Origin of the sequence: Shewanella sp. (genome assembly GCF_047975355.1) — a bacterium.
Taxonomy (GTDB): domain Bacteria; phylum Pseudomonadota; class Gammaproteobacteria; order Enterobacterales; family Shewanellaceae; genus Shewanella.
The window spans coordinates 20,679-38,026 of record NZ_JBKEDJ010000020.1 but is presented as its reverse complement, the minus strand read 5'-3'; the positions used below and the strand labels follow the sequence as shown (position 1 = coordinate 38,026).

Genomic DNA, 17,348 nt, shown 5'->3' with positions numbered 1-17,348 from the left:
TGCTTGATTTGCTAGGCAATTTGCCTTCATATGTGGATTTTTACAGCAAGGAGCGAACAAGATGAAGCGCACGCTATCGGCGCTGGTGTTGGCGATGGGACTCTTTAATCCCTTGAGCCAAGCACAGGCCACAACGGCAGAAGACATCAAGAGTTTTACGCTAGCCAATGGCATGAAAATCATGGTGCTAGAGGACTCTTCTATTCCCAATGCCAACATGTATCTGTTTTGGAAAGTCGGTTCCCGCAACGAAGTCCCGGGGATTACTGGTATCTCACACTTTTTCGAACATATGATGTTTAACGGCTCGAAAAAATACGGCCCTAAGATGTTCGACCGTACCATGGAAGCCGCTGGCGGGGCTAACAATGCCTACACCACTGAAGATATGACGGTCTATACCGACTGGTTCCCAGCCAATGCGCTAGAGACCATGTTCGACCTCGAGGCTGACCGTATCGCCAACTTAGATATCAATCCCGATATGGTGGAAAGCGAGCGTGGCGTAGTGCAATCGGAGCGTTCGACTGGGCTTGAAAACTCCAACTGGAATACCCTCGAAGGCGAAGTTAAAGGCGTGGCCTTTTTAGCACATCCTTACTCTTGGTCCGTGATTGGCCATGAGTCGGATATTGCCGCTTGGACCTTAGAAGATTTAGTGCAATACCATAAGACCTACTATGCGCCGAACAATGCGGTTGTGGTGATTGCCGGTGATGTAAAGCTGGCCCAAGTTAAGGCATTGGCGGATAAGTATTTTGCCCCCATTCCTGCGCAAACACCGCCTAAGGCCGTGCGTACTGTCGAGCCTTTGCAAAAGGGTGAGCGCCGTACCTTCGTTCAAAAAGCCTCGGTCAGTACACCTAACGTGATGTTGGCGTACCATGTGCCAGCGGCGACCCATGCCGATTATTATGCCTTGGATCTGCTCAGTTCTATCCTAAGCCAAGGTAATAGCTCGCGTTTATATCAAGCGCTGGTGGATAAACAAGTCGCGCTCGAAGCCGAGACCTATATGCCGATGTCGGTCGACCCTAACCTGTTCTATGTGATGGGTGTAGCCGCGCCTGAAGTGAATGCTAACACCTTAGAGCGCGCGCTGATCGAACAAATCAATAGCATCGCGACCAATGGCGTGACCCAGCAAGAGCTAGATAAAGTCAAAAATATCAAGTTGATGGACTTTTATCGTGCGATGGAAACCATCAATGGTAAGGCTAACACCATAGGCACCTATGAAATGTATTTTGGCAGCTACGACAAGTTATTTAATGCGCCAGAGGCCTATAACAAGGTAACGCCTGCGGATATCCAACGTGTTGCCCAAACCTATTTACGCAAATCGAATCGCACTGTTGCGGTGTTGGCGGCAAACGAGGAGTCGGATCAATGAAACTCTCCTTTGTAAAATCATCCTTTATAACATCATCTCTGCAGCCGACTAAGTTAATGGTCGCATTAGCCCTAGGCACTAGCTTAGCCTTATCCGGCTGCGCCTCTACCACTGCATCCAAACGCGTCGATACTGGCAGTTTTGCTATGCCAAGTTACGATAAGTTGGTACTAGATAACGGCCTCACAGTATATTTAATGCCACAGCGCGAAGTGCCGTTGATCACCCTAAACGCGGTAGTGCGTGCCGGGGCGGTTAACGACACCACAGCGGGCATTGCCCAAATGACCGCCGAAGGTTTACTCCTTGGCGCGGCAGGTAAATCCAAGGCCGAGATTGAGCAGCAAGTGGATTTTCTCGGCGCTAGCTTAGGTGCTGAAGCTGATAAAGAAGGCAGTTATCTAGCCGCCGATTTTATGGCGAAAGATACTGATGTGATGCTTGGCCTATTTAGCGCCGCGCTATTAAGCCCCGACTTTGACTCGGCCGAGTTCGACAAGCTTAAACAGCGCGCCATTGCGGGTTTGCAGCAGGATAAAGAAAGCCCGCGCGCTGTGATTGGTCGCTACTTCGATAAACTGGTGTTCGGTGCCCATCCCTACGGTAATGCCTCATCGGGTAATCGTGAGTCACTTGAGCAAGTCACAGTGTCGCAGCTGCGTGCCTTCCATAAGAGCTACTATCAACCCGCCAATACCGCATTAACTGTGGTGGGGGATTTTGATGTGGCGGCGATGAAGGCCAAGCTAACTCAGACTTTTGGTCAGTGGAAGGGCAGCGAAACACTGGTTCAGCCCGACTTAAACCAAGGTTTACCTCAGTTAACCCAAGCTAAAGTGCTGCTGGTGGATAAGCCAGATGCGATGGAAACCACCTTTGTGATCGGCGGTTTAGGCATTAGCCGTGATAACCCTGACTATGTGGGGCTAACGGTAGTGAACACCATTTTAGGCGGTCGCTTTACCTCTTGGCTGAACGATGAACTGCGGGTGAATGCAGGCTTAACCTATGGCGCACGCTCCGGGTTTAGTCCTTATACCGACGCAGGTGTGTTTACCATTAGCACCTTCACTAAGACGGAAACCACTCAAGAAGCGATTGATTTAGCGCTGAAAACCTATGCGCGCTTATGGGAGAAAGGTGTCGACCAAGCGACTCTGGATTCGGCTAAGGCCTATGTTAAAGGTCAGTTCCCGCCTAAGTTTGAAACCTCGGGCCAATTGGCTGGGCTCTTATCTGGCATGTATCTCTACGGTTTCGATGATAAGTTTATCAACGAGTTCCAAGCGAAGGTGGACGGCTTAACCTTAGAAGAAACCCAAAGGTTAGTGAAAACTTACTTCCCGCAAAAGGACTTACAGTTTGTGCTGATTGGCAACGCCAGCAAGATTGCGCCTATCGCGGCCAAGTATGGCCAAGTGCAAACCGTGGATATTAATGCGGTGGGTTTTGGTCAATAACCACTGGCGTTAGTGTATTTCGCGCAATAAAAAGGTCTGCATAGTGCAGACCTTTTGTTTTTATCTGTGAGTCGCTAAGCCTTATTGGGCACCAGGCTTAGCGTAATGGGTCATCCAATCCTTCACTTGGTTATACCAGTAGATGGAGTTGTTGGGTTTCATGATCCAATGGTTTTCATCGGGGAAATAAATCATCCGCGATTCGACGTTACGGGTTTGCAGGGTACGGAACAGCTCAAAACCTTGGCCGACGGGCACGCGATAATCGAGTTGCCCATGGCTGACTAAGGTTGGAGTGTTAAAGTTGGCGGCAAAGTAATGGGGCGAAATGGCTTTATACAGCTCAGGATTATCCCAGTAGTTACCAAAGCGGGTGCTGTGGACGGCAAAGTCCGCCGACATTTGTGAGTACATGTCGTACACCGCTGCGTGGATCAACAGCGCCTTGAAGGGATGCGGCTGGCCTAAAATAATCGAGGTTAAGTAGCCACCATAGCTGGCACCGCCGGCGACCATACGATCGCTATCGATCCAGCTTTGTTGCTTAAACCAGTCTGCGGCTTTGAGCACGTCTTCGAGGGATTTGTTTTTCCAATCTGGGTTAATGGCATCGGCAAACTCTTGTCCAAAGCCGCTAGATCCGTGGAAGTTTGGCCACGCGGTGACATAACCCCAAGAGGCAAAGGTTTGCGCATTCCAGCGGAAGTGGAAACCATCGCTAATGGCGTTGTGTGGACCGCCGTGGATCAACATAAACAGTGGGTACTTTTTGCTGCGGTCGAAGCCGGGTGGATAGTGCACCCACATTTGAATGTCTTGGCCCTGATAACCCTTGTAGGTGACCGACTCATAGGTGCCTAAATCGACATCCTTTAAAATCTCGTCGTTAAATTGCTCTAAACGCTCGGTTTTACCATTGCGAGGGTTGATGCTGACTAAGCGCGCGGGATACAAAAAGCTCTGATTGGTCGCAATCAACTGACCATCTTTAGCGATAGCAGGCTGGCTAAAGTCGGTCGCTTGAGTGATGGCCTTGGCCTTACCGCTCTTGACATCGATATGATAAATACGGTTTGTCGCCGCATCATCAATGCTGGCATAGAAGCCCTTGCTGTCGGGTGTCCACTCGAATTGAGATACCGAGCGATCCCAATCTGCGGTGAGCGTGGTGAGTTTGCGACTACTTACATCCAGCAGCATCAACCTTGCGGTATCGGCATAAAATCCGGGGATTTTTTGCCGAGTAAAGGCGAGGGTTTTGCCGTTAGGGCTAAATGTTGGGTTCAGATCCGGCGCTGGGTTATCGGGAGTGATGTTGTCGGCTTTGCTGCCGCCAATGGTGGCGAGGAACAAGTCTAACTTAGGGTCGACGCGATTATCCGAACCATAAGCGCTGAAGGCAATTAAGCGTTCATCGGGGGAAATATCATAACTTGAGCTGCTTTGGCTTGAGCGTGGCAGTTCATGGCCTAAAGGCTGAGTCACGGCTTCAACCACACCGCCAGTCGCTGGGATCCTAAACACATGGGCCTGACGGCGTTCATCTAACCAATGATCGAACTGCGAATAGGGCAGCGCGTTCCACTGGCGGGCGGAGACTTTATTATCTTTATCTGTCTTAAGCTGGGCCTTCATTTGCTCCCAATTCTGCTCAGGAAAGATATTGCTGATAAAATACAAATGCTTGCCAACCCACTTGATGTCATTGACGCCTGTGGGGATATCCGTGAGTTTGCTGGCTTCACCCGGGCCATCCATAGGTAACAGGTAAATTTGGCCCGCGTCGTCATCGTTACGTTCGCTGATAAAGGCTAAGGTTTTGCCGTCTGGCGAGAACACTGGCTCGCTGACTTTTAAGCCTTTGGCGGTAATCGCACGGTTCTGTTTACCTTCACCGTCGAAGCGCCACAGTTGGGTTGAGCCCTTGTCTTCCTGAAGGTCGTATTCAGTCACAGGCGCAATAATGTGCTCGCCCGTGGAGGACACCACTGGGCTACCTATGCGTTTGAGTTGCCAAAGTAATTCGACTGAGAGTGGTTTGCTGGCTTCTGCAAATGCCGTGCTGAGGGGCATTAGCAGACTCAGCAGTATAATTCCTGCCTTCTTCACTAGATGTCTCCTTATCATTCAGAGTGTTATCGTTATTTTTCCCATTAAACCCCAAAGTATAAAAACTGAGCATGAAATCAAGCTGAGTCTGTGAAGGTTGAGGCGGACTTTTATGTAAGTAACTGTAACCACTGGCCACATTTTGATGACTAGGTATAACTGGCATGGCGCAAACTGTTGTGGTGTATTTGTGGCTAAGGTGTTTTAACGCTAATGTATTGGAAGATTGAAATAGGACTCGAATATGGCGTTAATCATCCCGCAAAAACAGGGCAAGCTATTGATAAAAAATGTATTGATACTCGCCTTGGGCAGCTTGGCTATCTTTCCTGCCCAAGCCGCTAAGATCAGTTTTACAGCCTTTTGCCCGCAAATGCTGGGACAGTGGCAGGGCAATGCCGCTAAGGTGGGGGAGATCCCTAAGCAAGTTATCGTCAACGGCTTTTGCTCCCATGATCAGCGCCAGTTGATCCTCTCCGTAAGTGTCGGTACGCACGCTCCCTACAGCGAGACATGGTGGTTTCGGGAGCAAGGCGAGCAAGTGCTGTTAACCTACTACGACGGTGTCTCGCAGGAAAAGCAGCAACTCTTTAGTTTATATCAACAAAATGGTGATTATTCCCTGCTGGGTGAGGGAGTCGTGAATGCGCGCGCCGCCTTAATCCAACTGTTATTTGAAGCTAAATCGCCCCAAGGGGCATGGCAGTGGACACAAAATATCCAATATTTAGACGATGATATCGACCGCTATCAGCTCTTTCGTGGGATAGAGATGGCGCCTATCGCGCCATCTTATTAAGCCGAATTATTCATACTCGACAATACGCAACTCACTTTGGGACAAAAGCGAGCTAGGTTTTCTATTCTAATCCGTGGAGTTCGGATTAAAATTTCTATGGATTAATGCCGCCTACAGCGCCTAGCGCAGCGAGGTCAAGCACGCAAAGATGCTTGGCTTTGTTATATGTGTGATAGAAGGTAAGAACCATATTCATCTTGAACAACGCCTTGGTTTACAAAATTGAGCGAACTTATACCCAACTCTTTAGTCGCATTCTCGATATTTTCAGAATGTACCACTTTGACCGGCTCATGGTACTCACCTGTTGGAGAGTCAAAGGTATAGATATCTAGGTAATCTTCTGAACCTTGGTCATAAACTTCCCAAAGACTACCGCTAATACCTTTCTCCGTCTTTGCAAATGAAGCCCAACGAATGCACCTTTCATCATTGAGAGTGAACCCTCCGATGAATATCTCAACTAACTTTCCGCGATGCAATGCGGAATTCGCTTCTTCAATGGTGAGGTATCTACGAGTCATAATTTATCCAAAATTGAATTGCCACTGTTACTTTAGTCACTTTGAAGTATTACTAAAATTTGTTTAACTTGCGGATTACTTGCAATGTGCTGATGTGGCACAAAAATCATTTTGGGGCATGTGCGTTCTCACGAAGGTAGTTCTATATGAATGGCTTCAGCCTTTTAGCCATTAGGCGTCAAAGAGATGCTTACTACTACATTAATTTTCCACCCAAAACTCGCGTTCAAATTTATCCAACTCGTTGAGGCGTTCAGTGATAAATTGCATGATTTCATCTTCAGTCATTGCTCCAACTTTAGTTCGATAACCACGATAACAACCTTTTCCTTCAACCCAACGCTCCACCTTACAATCGGTGAGGATAATCGAATCGGCTTTATGTTCCCCAAAATCACCTTCTAAGTGAGCATAAACATTAATCGATGATTCGCCCTTGTCACCAGATAGAAACAGCACTACATCAGACTCGGTATCTTTCCAACTGGATAAAGCAAATCGCAGTGCTGGATATCCTTTCCAATGGTGCAGACGGATCACAACATCTTTACCTAACTCTTTTTGGATGGCGGATTGTAAACGTTGATGGTATTCGTCAACCACTTGCTTTTTGGTCTCCTGAATATCAGTGATTGTAGAAAGATTATTTAAGATAAAGTCGATGGTATTCTGATTAACGGAAGGTTGAGACATAAGACTCTCCAAATGCAAGATGAACTCACGCAAAAGTAAAGTCCATTTATTGATAGGTTGGGAAAGGAATTGCTCTGTTAGCTCATATTTTAAAGCCGTAATGAGGTCAGGGTAACTGATACCGTGCCATCTAGGTGGTAAAACGTCTCCAGAGGGGGAAAGCACAACAAAAATAATCTGTTTGCCATCAAACCGAGCTTGATTTCGCTCTTCTTGGATAAAACACTCGTAGTCATCAAACGGATTATTTTGCTGATGGTAGATTTTATTTTCTAACACCATTACCCAATCATTACTCTCCAACAGCAAATCGATCCGCTTTCCTGCTTCAGTTTTTACTTCACGTTCTGGCGTTTCAATTAGTGAGTTATCCAATGAGTGATATTCCTCGGGAAGGCAATGAAGTAACGCCTTTAGTGCTGTATCGCCAAGTTGATGTCGCCCATTGCAATCGCAAAAGAATGCCAATATGTCTGTGGTAGGGTTTTCATAATAGCCTTTACTACCAATGCTAAAAATGGATGGTTCTGCCACCACTACAGGCTCAAGTTGATTGAACTCAGCCAGCAGTTGTTCAAACCTTGTTAGTTGTGTATCCATACCAACCTTGCATATTTTTATATGTTGAAACCGCTATTGCTCTAATCAGCAATCGGTAAGCCCCTAGTTCCCTAAAAACTTTGTATCATTACTAAAATTTGGTCAACTTATTACTGCCACACTGAGTTTGTTCAGTGGTGAGTAACAAGGAAAGGGGCAAAAGCTATTAGCCAAATGAACAGTTCAATGGTCGTTAAGATTGGCATTGTTGCAACAGTGACCGTTGGCGGCATGGATGCCGCCGTCGAGCCTATAGGGATAACTCTTGTTAAATAAAAAGGCGGCGTGTCACTGGGGAAACAATGACAATTGATACAGTACACCTAGCGGCAAAGTTATCTGGCTTGGTGTGAATTGAGTTAAAGCTATCTTTCGGTGTGGATGGCTGAATGATTGGAAAATTGGCTGGTTCAGCCCAGCCAATTCAAATCAGTATTCCTACCTATTAAATAGCGCCTTCAAACCCGAGCTGACGCCAGGCTTCGTAGCTGATAATCGCCACGGCATTGGAGAGGTTGAGGCTGCGACTGGTGGCCGCCATGGGAATGCGTAATCGCTGCTCGGTTGGGATTGACTCGATAATCGACATAGGCAGACCACGGGTTTCTGGGCCAAATAACAGCACGTCATCCTTGGCAAAACTGAGTTCAGTATGAGGGCGACTGCCCTTAGTGGTACAGGCCATAATGCGTTTGCCTGCCATGGCTTCGAGGAAGGCATCGAAGTTTTTATGGCGAGTCACATTGGTTAAATCGGCATAGTCTAGGCCCGCGCGGCGCAGTTTTTTCTCTTCAAAATCAAACCCAAGCGGCTCAATTAGATGCAGTTGGCTGCCGTTGTTTGCGCAAAGGCGAATGATATTACCCGTGTTGGGTGCGATTTCTGGCTCATAGAGTGCGATATGGAACATGCTTGCCCGCCTATAAAAAATGACGCCCGATTATACGGCAAACAAGCCTTAAGCGCAGCTCCGCGTGCGCATATCTAAAGCGGCATAAACGCTAGTCTATTTTTCTTTTTCCCTATTAACCTTATCTCTGCACTTGCCTGTTTTATTCTCTCAAAGTAACATATCTTAATATCAAGATACTTTTTAAGAAGTCATTATGCCGTTTGTGATTGCGTTACTCGCCCCGGTGTTTTGGGGGACCACCTATGCATTGGTGAGTCTTTACTTACAGGATATGTCGCCATACTGGGTGGCGGTTTGGCGCGCGCTGCCTGCGGGCATATTGCTGCTGATGCTGCGCCCGCGTTTGCCGACGCTGGCATGGTCTAAATTAAGCTTGCTGGCGTTTTGTAATATTGGCGCCTTCTTTGCGCTGCTGTTTATTGGCGCCTATCGGCTACCGGGTGCCGTCGCGGGCACGCTTGGGGCTACGTTGCCATTAATCTTTTTGATCCTTGCTTGGCTGATCGATAAAAAACGCCCGGGGATGAAGTGGCTACTGCTCGGCTTAATGGGTCTCGGTGGCGTGATTTTATTGCTTAATCCCTCGGCGGATCTCGACCCGATTGGTGTCCTGTGTATGCTGAGCGCGACAACGTTGATTGCCTTTTCTTCCCGCTGGATGCAGCGCTGGGATGTGGGCGACTTTTTAGTGCTTACCGCCTGGCAATTACTCTTGGGGGGATTGATGTTAATCCCGCTGGCTTGGTTTATGGCGGGGCCGCCACAGATCCCGAGTATGGGTGTGGTTCCCTCGTTAATTTGGCTAGTGACCGCCAATACCGCGGTGGCCTATTGGGCTTGGCTCTGGTCAATGCGAAATTTAGGGCCAGAAATCATGGGGATGGTGGCTTTAGTCAATCCCGTGGTTGCCGTATCATTAGGCGTATTGATTGTGGGTGAAGCCTTAGATATGCGCCAGTGGGCAGGGATTTTAGTGATTTTACTGTCGCTACTGCTGATGAAGTTGCCGCAAAATTTGAGGTGGAATCCCTTAAAAGCGAGGGGTTAGATGCTAAAACACTTAGACTTAAACTTACTGCCCGTGCTGGAAATTCTCCTTGAGGAGCAGAGTGTCACAGCCGCGGCGGCGCGGCTGCATTTGAGTCAGTCGGCGGTGAGCAAGCAATTGACTCGCCTGCGCGAAGTGTTTGATGACCCCTTATTCGAGCGCACCGCCTACGGTCTCAAACCGACGCCCAAGGCGCTGTCGCTGGCGCCCGACTTGCGCCAATGCTTACAGCAATTAGCGCAATTTACTCGACCAGATAGTTTTGAGCCCGCCTTAAGCCAACGCCAGTTTCGGATGCATCTGGTCGAAACCACCTATTCGCTGACGTTCCCACACTTCATGCCTTCGCTTTTAGCGCAGGCGCCCGGTGTGAGCATTAATTGCCAAACCTGGCGGCTGGATACCATGGAAAGATTGATGCGCTGCGATATCGATCTCGCCATAGGTTGCCGCGAATGGGATGAGCGTTCGCCCATGCATGTAAACCATATCCCGGATGATATCCATTATGTTGAATTAGTTCAGGATTACACAGTGTGCCTGATGCGCCGTGACCATCCAGCCCTTTCGCAGGAATGGAATCTCGACACCTTTTTAAGCTATCGCCAATTACAGGTCGCCTTTGGCGGTTTGGAGCATTGGTTATTAGACGATGTGCTGCAAATCCAAGGGCGTAAACGGGATATTGCGGTGAATATGACGGACTTTCAGAGTGCGCTGGCCCTGTGTGAGCAGAGCGATTTAATTCTCTGCGCTCCTTCCCGTTATGCCTTAGCGGTGATGAAGTCGTTTGATCTTATGTATTTACCATCGCCAATTAAACTGATCCCCGGTGCGTATCTGCTGATGTGGCATAAGCATTTTGAGCACGATCTCAGCCATAAATGGTTGCGTGAACTGATTATCGACAGCGTCCGCGCCTCGCTCCCTAACTAACATCTGCCCCAGTGTTCAGCCAAGCTTGTAACTTGGGCAAAATCGCCTGTCCATCGGCTAACCCTTGGTGATATACGGTGGTCACTTTATCTATATTACGGTCAAGTCGCGAGAGATTAAGCGGCGCAGCAGGGCGGATCACAAAGGTATTGCCGTTGGCAACACTCTGTGCGAGTTCCTCGAGGGACTGGTTATAACGTTGGTGACGCACTTTGAGCGCAGCGGCCACTGCCGGATAAGCTTGATAACGCTTGCGCGCTAACCAGTTGAACTTCATCGGCGATTTTCGATAGTTTGCGTCCTGAGTCAGGATCACCACTTGCCGTGAATAGCCCTCTTGCTGCGCCTTCGCTACCGGAATAGGCGCGGCGATGCCGCCGTCGAGGTAGGTTTGCTGGTTTATCGGATGGGGATTGGCCATAAAAGGCAGGCTAGAGGAGGCTATAAGCACGTCGAGCAACTTATAGTGCTCCAGAAAATCGGCCATGCCAAAGTAATCGGTTTGCCCTGTCTGGCAGTTAAATGCCCCGACCTTAAACTCGGTTCCACTGGTTAAAAAGGTTTTAAAATCAAAAGGCAGTAACTCATAGGCCATGCGCTTATAGGTAAAGTCGGTGTTGACATAATTGCCCGTGGCTAACCAGTGGCGTAGCCCCATGTAGCGCTTATCCCGCAGATATTGCTGCTGAATTTGTAAATTGCGACCAAATTGGCGTGAGACATAAGAAGCTGGATAAATCGCCCCCGCCGATACACCAATCACATAGGGGAAGTGCAATTGTTGCTGCAAAAAGGCATCTAATACGCCGGCGGTATAAATTGCCCTCAGGCCGCCGCCCTCTAACACTAAGGCCACATCTTGCATTGAGTTACTACTGTTTAATCGAATGGATAGAACAGCATACTCTAACTCCACTGAGAAATGAAACGCGTGCCTATGAGAGGTTAGGCTGGGATAGCAAATCTTGGCATGAGCTCGCAGGCGTTGGGCTGAACCAGTGACGCTGGGCTCGGGCTAAAATCCATCTGGCTAAAATAATGGCTGAGCGCAGTGATGGCTTCTTTCACCTTGGCGGGCTGTTTGTCCCGCGCCGAGGTCACGCTGTAAACGCTGTAGGTGCGTAGCGACCAGTCGGGCAAAAGTGTCACCAGTTGGCCAGATGCAAGATATTGATGCACTTCTGGCTCTGGCAATACGGCAAAGCCTAATCCATCGAGGGTGAGTTGGATCAGCGTCTGCATATTATTGACGTTGATGCGCTGGGCCGAGAGTTCGACTCGCTCTTGAGTCTGTAAATGGGTTAAGAACTCGGGCTTAGCATAGCTGTGGCTAATACGGTTGAACCCTTGTAAGTCTTCAGGGTGTTGCAGGCTCTGATGCTGGGGAATATAGCTAGGAGCGGCACACAGCAACATGCGCCAATCCGCCAAGGGACGAGCGATAAGGTTCGAATCCGATAGGGGACCGATGCAAATCGCCAGATCGATTCCTTCGTTAACTATATCGATTGGGCCGTCCTGCAATTGCAGATTGAGGCTGATCTGCGGATGAGCCGCCAACAGGTGCGCTAATGGCTGGCTGAGTAAACCACCACCAAAGCCGACTGGGGCGGCGATTTTAAGCTCCCCCGAAGGTGTGCCCTTTAATGCGTGTAGCTGTTGTTCGGCGCTTTCAACTATTTTTATGATTTTAATGCAGTTTTCATAAAATAATGTGCCCGCCTCTGTGAGTGTGAGGTGGCGGGTATTACGGTGAAACAGACTAATTCCCATATCCATTTCAAGTTTTGCAACTTGTTGGCTCACCGCCGATGAACTCAGATTAAGCTGTGTTGCCGCAGCGCTCATCGAGCCTTTTTCCGCGATGGCGGCAAACACGATCATGCCCTTGACCATATTTCTATTCATTCTTAAGCAACTCTTACAAGTGATTACTCAAAGTCTAACTTGAGCCGATTGTAACATAGGGATACATTGCCGTATTGAAAATTATTATCATTTGCAAAGGAGCAAGGGAGATTCGTTGGTTATGTTGTTACGTCGTAAAAAGATCCTCGCACAGCTAGTTTCTGCCGCATTATTGCTACCTGCCACTCAGGTTTTGGCGGATGCCGCACCCGATCAAGACAAGATGATGGAAAGGATCGTCGTCACCGCATCGGGTTTCGAGCAGCAAGTGCGTGACGCGCCCGCTTCTATCAGCGTGATCACCCGTGAGGATCTCGATACACGTTTTTACCGTGACTTAACCGACGCCATGTTAGAAGTGCCCGGCGTGGTGGTGACTGGCGGTGCCGACCGTCGGGACATTAGTCTGCGGGGCATGGGCAGCCAATACACGCTGATCCTCGTCGATGGTAAACGCCAGTCTTCCCGCGAGACCCGCACCAACAGCGACGGTCCTGGTGTTGAAGGCGCTTGGACGCCGCCGCTGGCCGCAATCGATAGGATTGAAATTGTCCGCGGCCCCATGTCATCCCTTTATGGCTCCGATGCTATCGGTGGGGTGATCAACATTATCACCCGTAAAGTGCCCAATGAGTGGCAGGGGGAATTGCGCCTTGATACTACGCTGCAGGAGAAATCGTCCTCAGGCAATGTGTATCAGGGCAACTTTTTTGTGAACGGTGGCTTGATTAAAGATCTACTGGGCGTGCAGTTATACGGCCAATATACCCAGCGTGAAGAAGATAGTATCTACGGCGGTTACCGAGGTCGCGATGCGGATAATCTCACCGCCAGATTTGCCCTCACGCCTAACCAAGACCATGACATTATGTTAGAAGTCGGCATCGCCAACCAAGAGTTGGATAGCACCTTAGGGAAAACCGTTGCACCATTGGCGCCGGGCGCCAGTTGTGGCCGCAGTGGTTGCCCAGCTTCGTCGACAACCGAGTATGAAAACAGCACTATTTCATTGTCGCATACCGGGCGTTGGGACTTTGGCACCTCAGATACTTATATCAAACACGAAGTATTTGATAACAAGTCCCGCAAGATGAAAATCAAGAATACCGATGCTCAAACTAGCCTGATCGCCACCTTGGGTGAAAGCCATACCGCCACCTTCGGCGCGGCCTTCAATAAGCAAGATCTTACCGATGAAACTGGCAATCAGGTCAGTGACTTAACCGATATTAGTCGCCGCCAATGGTCGGTGTTCTCAGAGGATGAATGGCGTATCGTGGATAATTTTGCCTTAACCTTAGGCCTGCGTTTAGACGATGATGAAAACTTTGGCGACCACCTCAGCCCACGGATTTACGGTGTCTGGGGGCTGACCGAGCACACCACCTTAAAAGGCGGTGTGTCGACGGGCTTTAGGGCGCCGAGCCTGAGGCAAACCGTGCCCGATTGGGGGCAGGTGAGCCGAGGCGGCAATATGTACGGTAACCCGGATTTACAACCCGAAACCTCAGTAAACTATGAGCTAGGCATTTACACCGATCTCACCGATTCCATCACTACCAGTGCTGGCGTGTTCTATAACGAGTTTGAGGACAAGATCACCCGTGTCGCTTGCCCTGCGACTCAATGTACCGATGGGCCGAATCAGTTTGGCTCCGACCCGACCACCTATGTGAATATCGATGAGGCGGTCACCCAAGGGGTTGAGTTTAGTATCGACTATAAAATCTTGAGCAACTTGGCATTGACGGGTAACTACACCTATACCGACTCGGAGCAGAAGACGGGCGCATATAAAGGTAGTCCATTGAATCAGTTACCTAAACATCTGGTACAATTGTCGGTTAACTATGAGCCGATAGATAAGTTAAGCACTTGGTTGCGGGTTAACTACCGTGGTGAAGAGAGCCAGCCGACTACGGGTCCTTCTTCAAGCAGCTTGATTGCGCCTTCCTATACGCTGTTAGATTTAGGGGCCAACTATCGCGTTAATGACAGTATTAAGTTCAGCGCGGGTATCTATAACGCCTTCGATAAGGACATCACGGAAGAAGAGTACGGTTATATTGAAGACGGCCGTCGTTACTGGTTAGGCATGACCTATAGCTTTTAACCGTGTTTAAAATTAGTCGCTTAATACAAAAAGCCAGCATTTAGCTGGCTTTTTCGATTATTCAAAACTCGGTTTACGGATAAATAGGATGCTGAGATCTTGCTTTGGGGTGAATTGCTTTTGCTGAAACTCAAAGGTGAGTGGGTCGATTTTTTTAAGATCGCCATCAAAACACAAACTGACGAGATCGCTCGCTTGGGATTTTTTCAGCGTGAGTTTGAAGTCCTTAATCGCCCCTTGCCAGTTATTGGCCGTGACCAAAATATAGCTAAGATGGCTCCACGCCACGCCAATCTCCTGATCTTCATCCTCTTGTTTAACGATAAGGTTGCGCTTCCTAATGCCTTGCTTGGCGCTTTCATCTAAACAGGCAAGTTCAGTGTAAGTATCGATAATACTGCTGGCGGTATCGGGTACGCCAGTTGAGAGACTCGGCGTATAACTGTGGCTGATGGAGACAGATTGGCCCGCGGGAAAGGTTTGTTCCCACACAAAGTAATCACTCAGGGTAAAGGTGATTTGCTGGTTTTCATCCAACCATTGGCTGGGGAGCGCGGGTTTGCCCTTGGGGACTTCGCCATATTCGGCAAAATAGGCGACTTCCTCTACACCCCAGCCGAGTCGTTTAAGCTCTAGTGAAATATCAGTCTTATCGGCAAGTTGGACGACGAGTCTATGCTCGGTTGGTTGGGTTTTGCCATTTACTTTAAGGGTGAAGTTATCGATGCTGCTGTGATCGGCGGAACCAAAAAACATCGGTGGCATAGGGAAGGCAATGGGGACGATAAGATCCTGCGAACTGGTGTTGGTAAATACATAATCGACCCTGACTTCGGCCTCGCTGATAAAGAGCGACTCCTTGTCCATACTGATATGCGGCTGATATTTAAGGGTGATAGAACCATTAGCATCACCAAAACTGCTGTCATTGGTGAAGGCTGAAGTGCTCAGCAGCGCGAGTAAACTGCCCACTAGGGCGCGAACATGGATTGGCATAAACATCTCAAAAGATGGCAAAAAAGATTAGGCGCGGCGGGCAAGCTCAATGGCTGCGGCAATAGCATTGCGTGCCTGTGGGCTGTTTTTCCAACAAGTGGTGCGTAACATGCTGGCGACTAGATTGGCGATATCCTCGACCTCATGCTCGGCTAACTGCGCGAGTGAGCTAATACCTATTTCTTCAAAGCGTTTAATGACTGTAGGGCCAACGCCTTTAACGGCGAGTAGTGCTTGTCTTTCTTGCTCATTAAAACCCATAACGAATACTCCTTTATTACTGGGTTTACCACTGGGATGGTGGGTGAATAGGGGCAAGATTAGCGCGAAAGCGACACAACAAAAAGGCCCATAATCGGGCCTTTAACAGATTCACGCTTAAGCGTTACATATCGCAGGGCTTAAGTGGTTTACGTAATTGCGCACGCACGTTATCCATGCCGGCGTAGAACTCTTTCATCATTAACAGGCCCATCATCTTGCCGTTATCTGTGATGATTAGATTATCGGGATCGGTTGGGTCGTTCTTGATGGCGCCAATCAGCTTCATCGAGGTCATTTCCTTAAACAGCGCTGTGTCTAAATTAACGCCAAAGGTCTCGCGAAAGTATTTGCGCGATAGGCGGCCAGAGAACATCCCTAGCAGGAAGCGATACTGCATCACATCCTTTTTGCTGTAGTTTTTCTGTTGCTCGACGCCCATTTTGCCGGCGGCGATCCTCTCTTGGTATTTACGCAGCGAGAAGGTGTTAACGTACAGAGTGTCATTCAAGAAGCTAAATGAGCCTGAACCAACCCCTAAATACTCATCGTAGTCGATAACATACTCGTCGAAGCCTTCGTCATTCGCCTTACCAAAAGCCCATGCAGACAACTGATTATATTGGCCATTTAAACGGTTTAAGATCTGGCGATATTGGTTGGCCATATCCGCCTGTGGCGCGGCCAGTTTACCTTTAACGCTCTTACGCGTTTGGTGCGTAATCATCAGCGGATAGGTGGTGATCTGTCTTGGATCGAGGCGTGAGGCCATGTCTAAGTCATGCTGGATCACTTCATCGGTTTGACCGCGGAAGCCAAAAATTAGGTCGACGTTGATAATAGGGAATAGCTCTTTGGCCGCCATGATCTTGTCGAAGGTTTGTTGACCTGTGCCGAATTTTTCGAGGCGGTCGGTCATTTTTAAAATGTCATCGTTAAAGCTTTGTACGCCGATGGACATACGATCCACTAAGCCCTTGAGTTGCTTAAAGCCTGGGCTGTCTAAATGCTGTGGGTCCGACTCGCAGGACACTTCTTTAATGCTTGGGAATAGGGTCTTGGCATGTTCAATGGTGCGGGCGAGTTCGTCTTCTAAAACTGTGGTGGTACCGCCGCCAATGTACATAGATTCAAAGTCATAGCCTAAGGCTTTGACCATCTCCATCTCTTTACGCAGAGAGATAAAGTAAGCGCGCGCCTTGTCTTCCTTAAACATAAAACGATGGAAGGTACAGTAAGAACATAAGGTGTGACAGAAGGGGACATGGGCATAAAGCATGTACTTTTTACCTTCGACCGGGGCGGGCATGATGTCGGCGGAGAGCGTATCGAGGCGAAGATTCTTATCGACATAATACTGCATGACTCGTTCCATCGAGCTGAGCATCCAGTTAGGGACGGTAATATTCGCTTGATAAGGCGTTGCGATCGCGCCATTGAGCGTTTGAATAACTGAAGACATAACGATTCCTATCTGAGAGTGCTAACCGTAAACACCGAAATTGCTTTAGGTAATTCACGACCACCTAGCGCAATTAGACTACCTCGTATGGAGTAAACAAAACGTGAACTGGTTATAAGTTACGGTTTCCTAA

The 17,348-nt window shown here is 48.7% G+C and carries 15 protein-coding genes; 6 read left to right on the top strand and 9 right to left on the bottom strand.

The genetic code is table 11. The features are described from left to right. Positions 1 to 61: 61 nt before the first annotated feature. Together ACK5NH_RS07520 and ACK5NH_RS07515 are read left to right on the top strand one after the other, a co-directional pair. A complete protein-coding gene (locus ACK5NH_RS07520) occupies positions 62 to 1,393 on the top strand; it encodes a M16 family metallopeptidase (RefSeq protein ID WP_416918835.1) in 1,332 nt (443 codons plus the stop codon). After that, positions 1,390 to 2,853, top strand: a complete 1,464-nt coding sequence (locus tag ACK5NH_RS07515) for a M16 family metallopeptidase (RefSeq protein WP_416918833.1) — start codon at positions 1,390 to 1,392, stop codon at positions 2,851 to 2,853. The genes ACK5NH_RS07520 and ACK5NH_RS07515 overlap by 4 nt, the downstream gene beginning before the upstream one ends. Before the next feature lie 81 nt (positions 2,854 to 2,934). On the opposite strand, the gene ACK5NH_RS07510 is transcribed toward ACK5NH_RS07515, so the two are convergent. Further along, positions 2,935 to 4,962, bottom strand: coding sequence for a prolyl oligopeptidase family serine peptidase (locus ACK5NH_RS07510; protein ID WP_416918831.1), 2,028 nt, complete (start codon positions 4,960 to 4,962; stop codon positions 2,935 to 2,937). A gap of 244 nt (positions 4,963 to 5,206) precedes the next feature. Between ACK5NH_RS07510 and ACK5NH_RS07505 the strand changes: the two genes are divergently transcribed. After that, a complete protein-coding gene (locus ACK5NH_RS07505) occupies positions 5,207 to 5,761 on the top strand; it encodes a hypothetical protein (RefSeq protein ID WP_416918829.1) in 555 nt (184 codons plus the stop codon). Positions 5,762 to 5,922: 161 nt separating this feature from the next. Here the strand turns inward: ACK5NH_RS07505 and ACK5NH_RS07500 are convergent, their stop codons facing one another. The 3 genes from ACK5NH_RS07500 to trmL all read right to left on the bottom strand — a co-directional run bounded on the left by ACK5NH_RS07500 (position 5,923) and on the right by trmL (position 8,488). Beyond that, positions 5,923 to 6,285 (bottom strand): hypothetical protein, encoded by a 363-nt coding sequence (locus tag ACK5NH_RS07500; protein ID WP_416918827.1) that lies wholly within the window; start codon positions 6,283 to 6,285, stop codon positions 5,923 to 5,925. Between the two features lie 201 nt (positions 6,286 to 6,486). Next, positions 6,487 to 7,578, bottom strand: coding sequence for a PD-(D/E)XK nuclease family protein (locus ACK5NH_RS07495; protein WP_416918825.1), 1,092 nt, complete (start codon positions 7,576 to 7,578; stop codon positions 6,487 to 6,489). A gap of 445 nt (positions 7,579 to 8,023) precedes the next feature. Beyond that, positions 8,024 to 8,488 (bottom strand): tRNA (uridine(34)/cytosine(34)/5-carboxymethylaminomethyluridine(34)-2'-O)-methyltransferase TrmL, encoded by a 465-nt coding sequence (gene trmL, locus ACK5NH_RS07490; RefSeq protein WP_088212461.1) that lies wholly within the window; start codon positions 8,486 to 8,488, stop codon positions 8,024 to 8,026. A gap of 196 nt (positions 8,489 to 8,684) precedes the next feature. On the opposite strand from trmL, the gene ACK5NH_RS07485 reads away from it, so the two are divergent. Together ACK5NH_RS07485 and ACK5NH_RS07480 are read left to right on the top strand one after the other, a co-directional pair. Then, positions 8,685 to 9,539: a DMT family transporter gene (locus ACK5NH_RS07485; protein ID WP_416918823.1), complete on the top strand. Its 855-nt coding sequence runs from the start codon at positions 8,685 to 8,687 to the stop codon at positions 9,537 to 9,539. Continuing rightward, positions 9,540 to 10,475, top strand: coding sequence for a LysR family transcriptional regulator (locus tag ACK5NH_RS07480; RefSeq protein ID WP_416918822.1), 936 nt, complete (start codon positions 9,540 to 9,542; stop codon positions 10,473 to 10,475). It abuts the gene before it with no gap. Here the strand turns inward: ACK5NH_RS07480 and ACK5NH_RS07475 are convergent. Both ACK5NH_RS07475 and ACK5NH_RS07470 read right to left on the bottom strand, forming a co-directional pair. Further along, entirely contained in the window at positions 10,468 to 11,340 is an 873-nt protein-coding gene (locus ACK5NH_RS07475) for a patatin-like phospholipase family protein (protein WP_416918821.1), read from the bottom strand. The two genes, ACK5NH_RS07480 and ACK5NH_RS07475, sit on opposite strands and share 8 nt — an antisense overlap. An 80-nt stretch (positions 11,341 to 11,420) precedes the next feature. After that, positions 11,421 to 12,383, bottom strand: a complete 963-nt coding sequence (locus ACK5NH_RS07470) for a LysR family transcriptional regulator (RefSeq protein WP_416918819.1) — start codon at positions 12,381 to 12,383, stop codon at positions 11,421 to 11,423. A 121-nt stretch (positions 12,384 to 12,504) separates the two neighbouring features. Here ACK5NH_RS07470 and ACK5NH_RS07465 point away from each other — a divergent pair, with 121 nt between their 5' ends. Further along, positions 12,505 to 14,496 (top strand): ligand-gated channel protein, encoded by a 1,992-nt coding sequence (locus ACK5NH_RS07465; protein ID WP_220056777.1) that lies wholly within the window; start codon positions 12,505 to 12,507, stop codon positions 14,494 to 14,496. A gap of 57 nt (positions 14,497 to 14,553) precedes the next feature. On the opposite strand, the gene ACK5NH_RS07460 is transcribed toward ACK5NH_RS07465, so the two are convergent. The 3 genes from ACK5NH_RS07460 to ACK5NH_RS07450 all read right to left on the bottom strand — a co-directional run bounded on the left by ACK5NH_RS07460 (position 14,554) and on the right by ACK5NH_RS07450 (position 17,215). Further along, positions 14,554 to 15,492 (bottom strand): DUF4424 domain-containing protein, encoded by a 939-nt coding sequence (locus ACK5NH_RS07460; RefSeq protein WP_416918817.1) that lies wholly within the window; start codon positions 15,490 to 15,492, stop codon positions 14,554 to 14,556. A gap of 27 nt (positions 15,493 to 15,519) precedes the next feature. Then, on the bottom strand, positions 15,520 to 15,753 hold the full coding sequence (locus tag ACK5NH_RS07455) for a hypothetical protein (RefSeq protein ID WP_109286769.1): 234 nt from the start codon (positions 15,751 to 15,753) through the stop codon (positions 15,520 to 15,522). Positions 15,754 to 15,877: 124 nt separating this feature from the next. Further along, a complete protein-coding gene (locus tag ACK5NH_RS07450; protein ID WP_011624451.1) occupies positions 15,878 to 17,215 on the bottom strand; it encodes a coproporphyrinogen III oxidase family protein in 1,338 nt (445 codons plus the stop codon). Positions 17,216 to 17,348: the final 133 nt, after the last annotated feature.

Bases quoted from the DNA above. Each gene is read 5' to 3' on its own strand.
- ACK5NH_RS07500 (WP_416918827.1), bottom strand. From the start codon at position 6,285: ATGACTCGTAGATACCTCACCATTGAAGAAGCGAATTCCGCATTGCAT.
- ACK5NH_RS07475 (WP_416918821.1), bottom strand. From the start codon at position 11,340: ATGCAAGATGTGGCCTTAGTGTTAGAGGGCGGCGGCCTGAGGGCAATT.
- ACK5NH_RS07495 (WP_416918825.1), bottom strand. From the start codon at position 7,578: ATGGATACACAACTAACAAGGTTTGAACAACTGCTGGCTGAGTTCAAT.
- ACK5NH_RS07450 (WP_011624451.1), bottom strand. From the start codon at position 17,215: ATGTCTTCAGTTATTCAAACGCTCAATGGCGCGATCGCAACGCCTTAT.
- ACK5NH_RS07455 (WP_109286769.1), bottom strand. From the start codon at position 15,753: ATGGGTTTTAATGAGCAAGAAAGACAAGCACTACTCGCCGTTAAAGGC.
- ACK5NH_RS07465 (WP_220056777.1), top strand. From the start codon at position 12,505: ATGTTGTTACGTCGTAAAAAGATCCTCGCACAGCTAGTTTCTGCCGCA.
- ACK5NH_RS07480 (WP_416918822.1), top strand. From the start codon at position 9,540: ATGCTAAAACACTTAGACTTAAACTTACTGCCCGTGCTGGAAATTCTC.
- ACK5NH_RS07460 (WP_416918817.1), bottom strand. From the start codon at position 15,492: ATGCCAATCCATGTTCGCGCCCTAGTGGGCAGTTTACTCGCGCTGCTG.
- ACK5NH_RS07505 (WP_416918829.1), top strand. From the start codon at position 5,207: ATGGCGTTAATCATCCCGCAAAAACAGGGCAAGCTATTGATAAAAAAT.
- ACK5NH_RS07520 (WP_416918835.1), top strand. From the start codon at position 62: ATGAAGCGCACGCTATCGGCGCTGGTGTTGGCGATGGGACTCTTTAAT.
- ACK5NH_RS07470 (WP_416918819.1), bottom strand. From the start codon at position 12,383: ATGAATAGAAATATGGTCAAGGGCATGATCGTGTTTGCCGCCATCGCG.
- trmL (WP_088212461.1), bottom strand. From the start codon at position 8,488: ATGTTCCATATCGCACTCTATGAGCCAGAAATCGCACCCAACACGGGT.
- ACK5NH_RS07485 (WP_416918823.1), top strand. From the start codon at position 8,685: ATGCCGTTTGTGATTGCGTTACTCGCCCCGGTGTTTTGGGGGACCACC.
- ACK5NH_RS07515 (WP_416918833.1), top strand. From the start codon at position 1,390: ATGAAACTCTCCTTTGTAAAATCATCCTTTATAACATCATCTCTGCAG.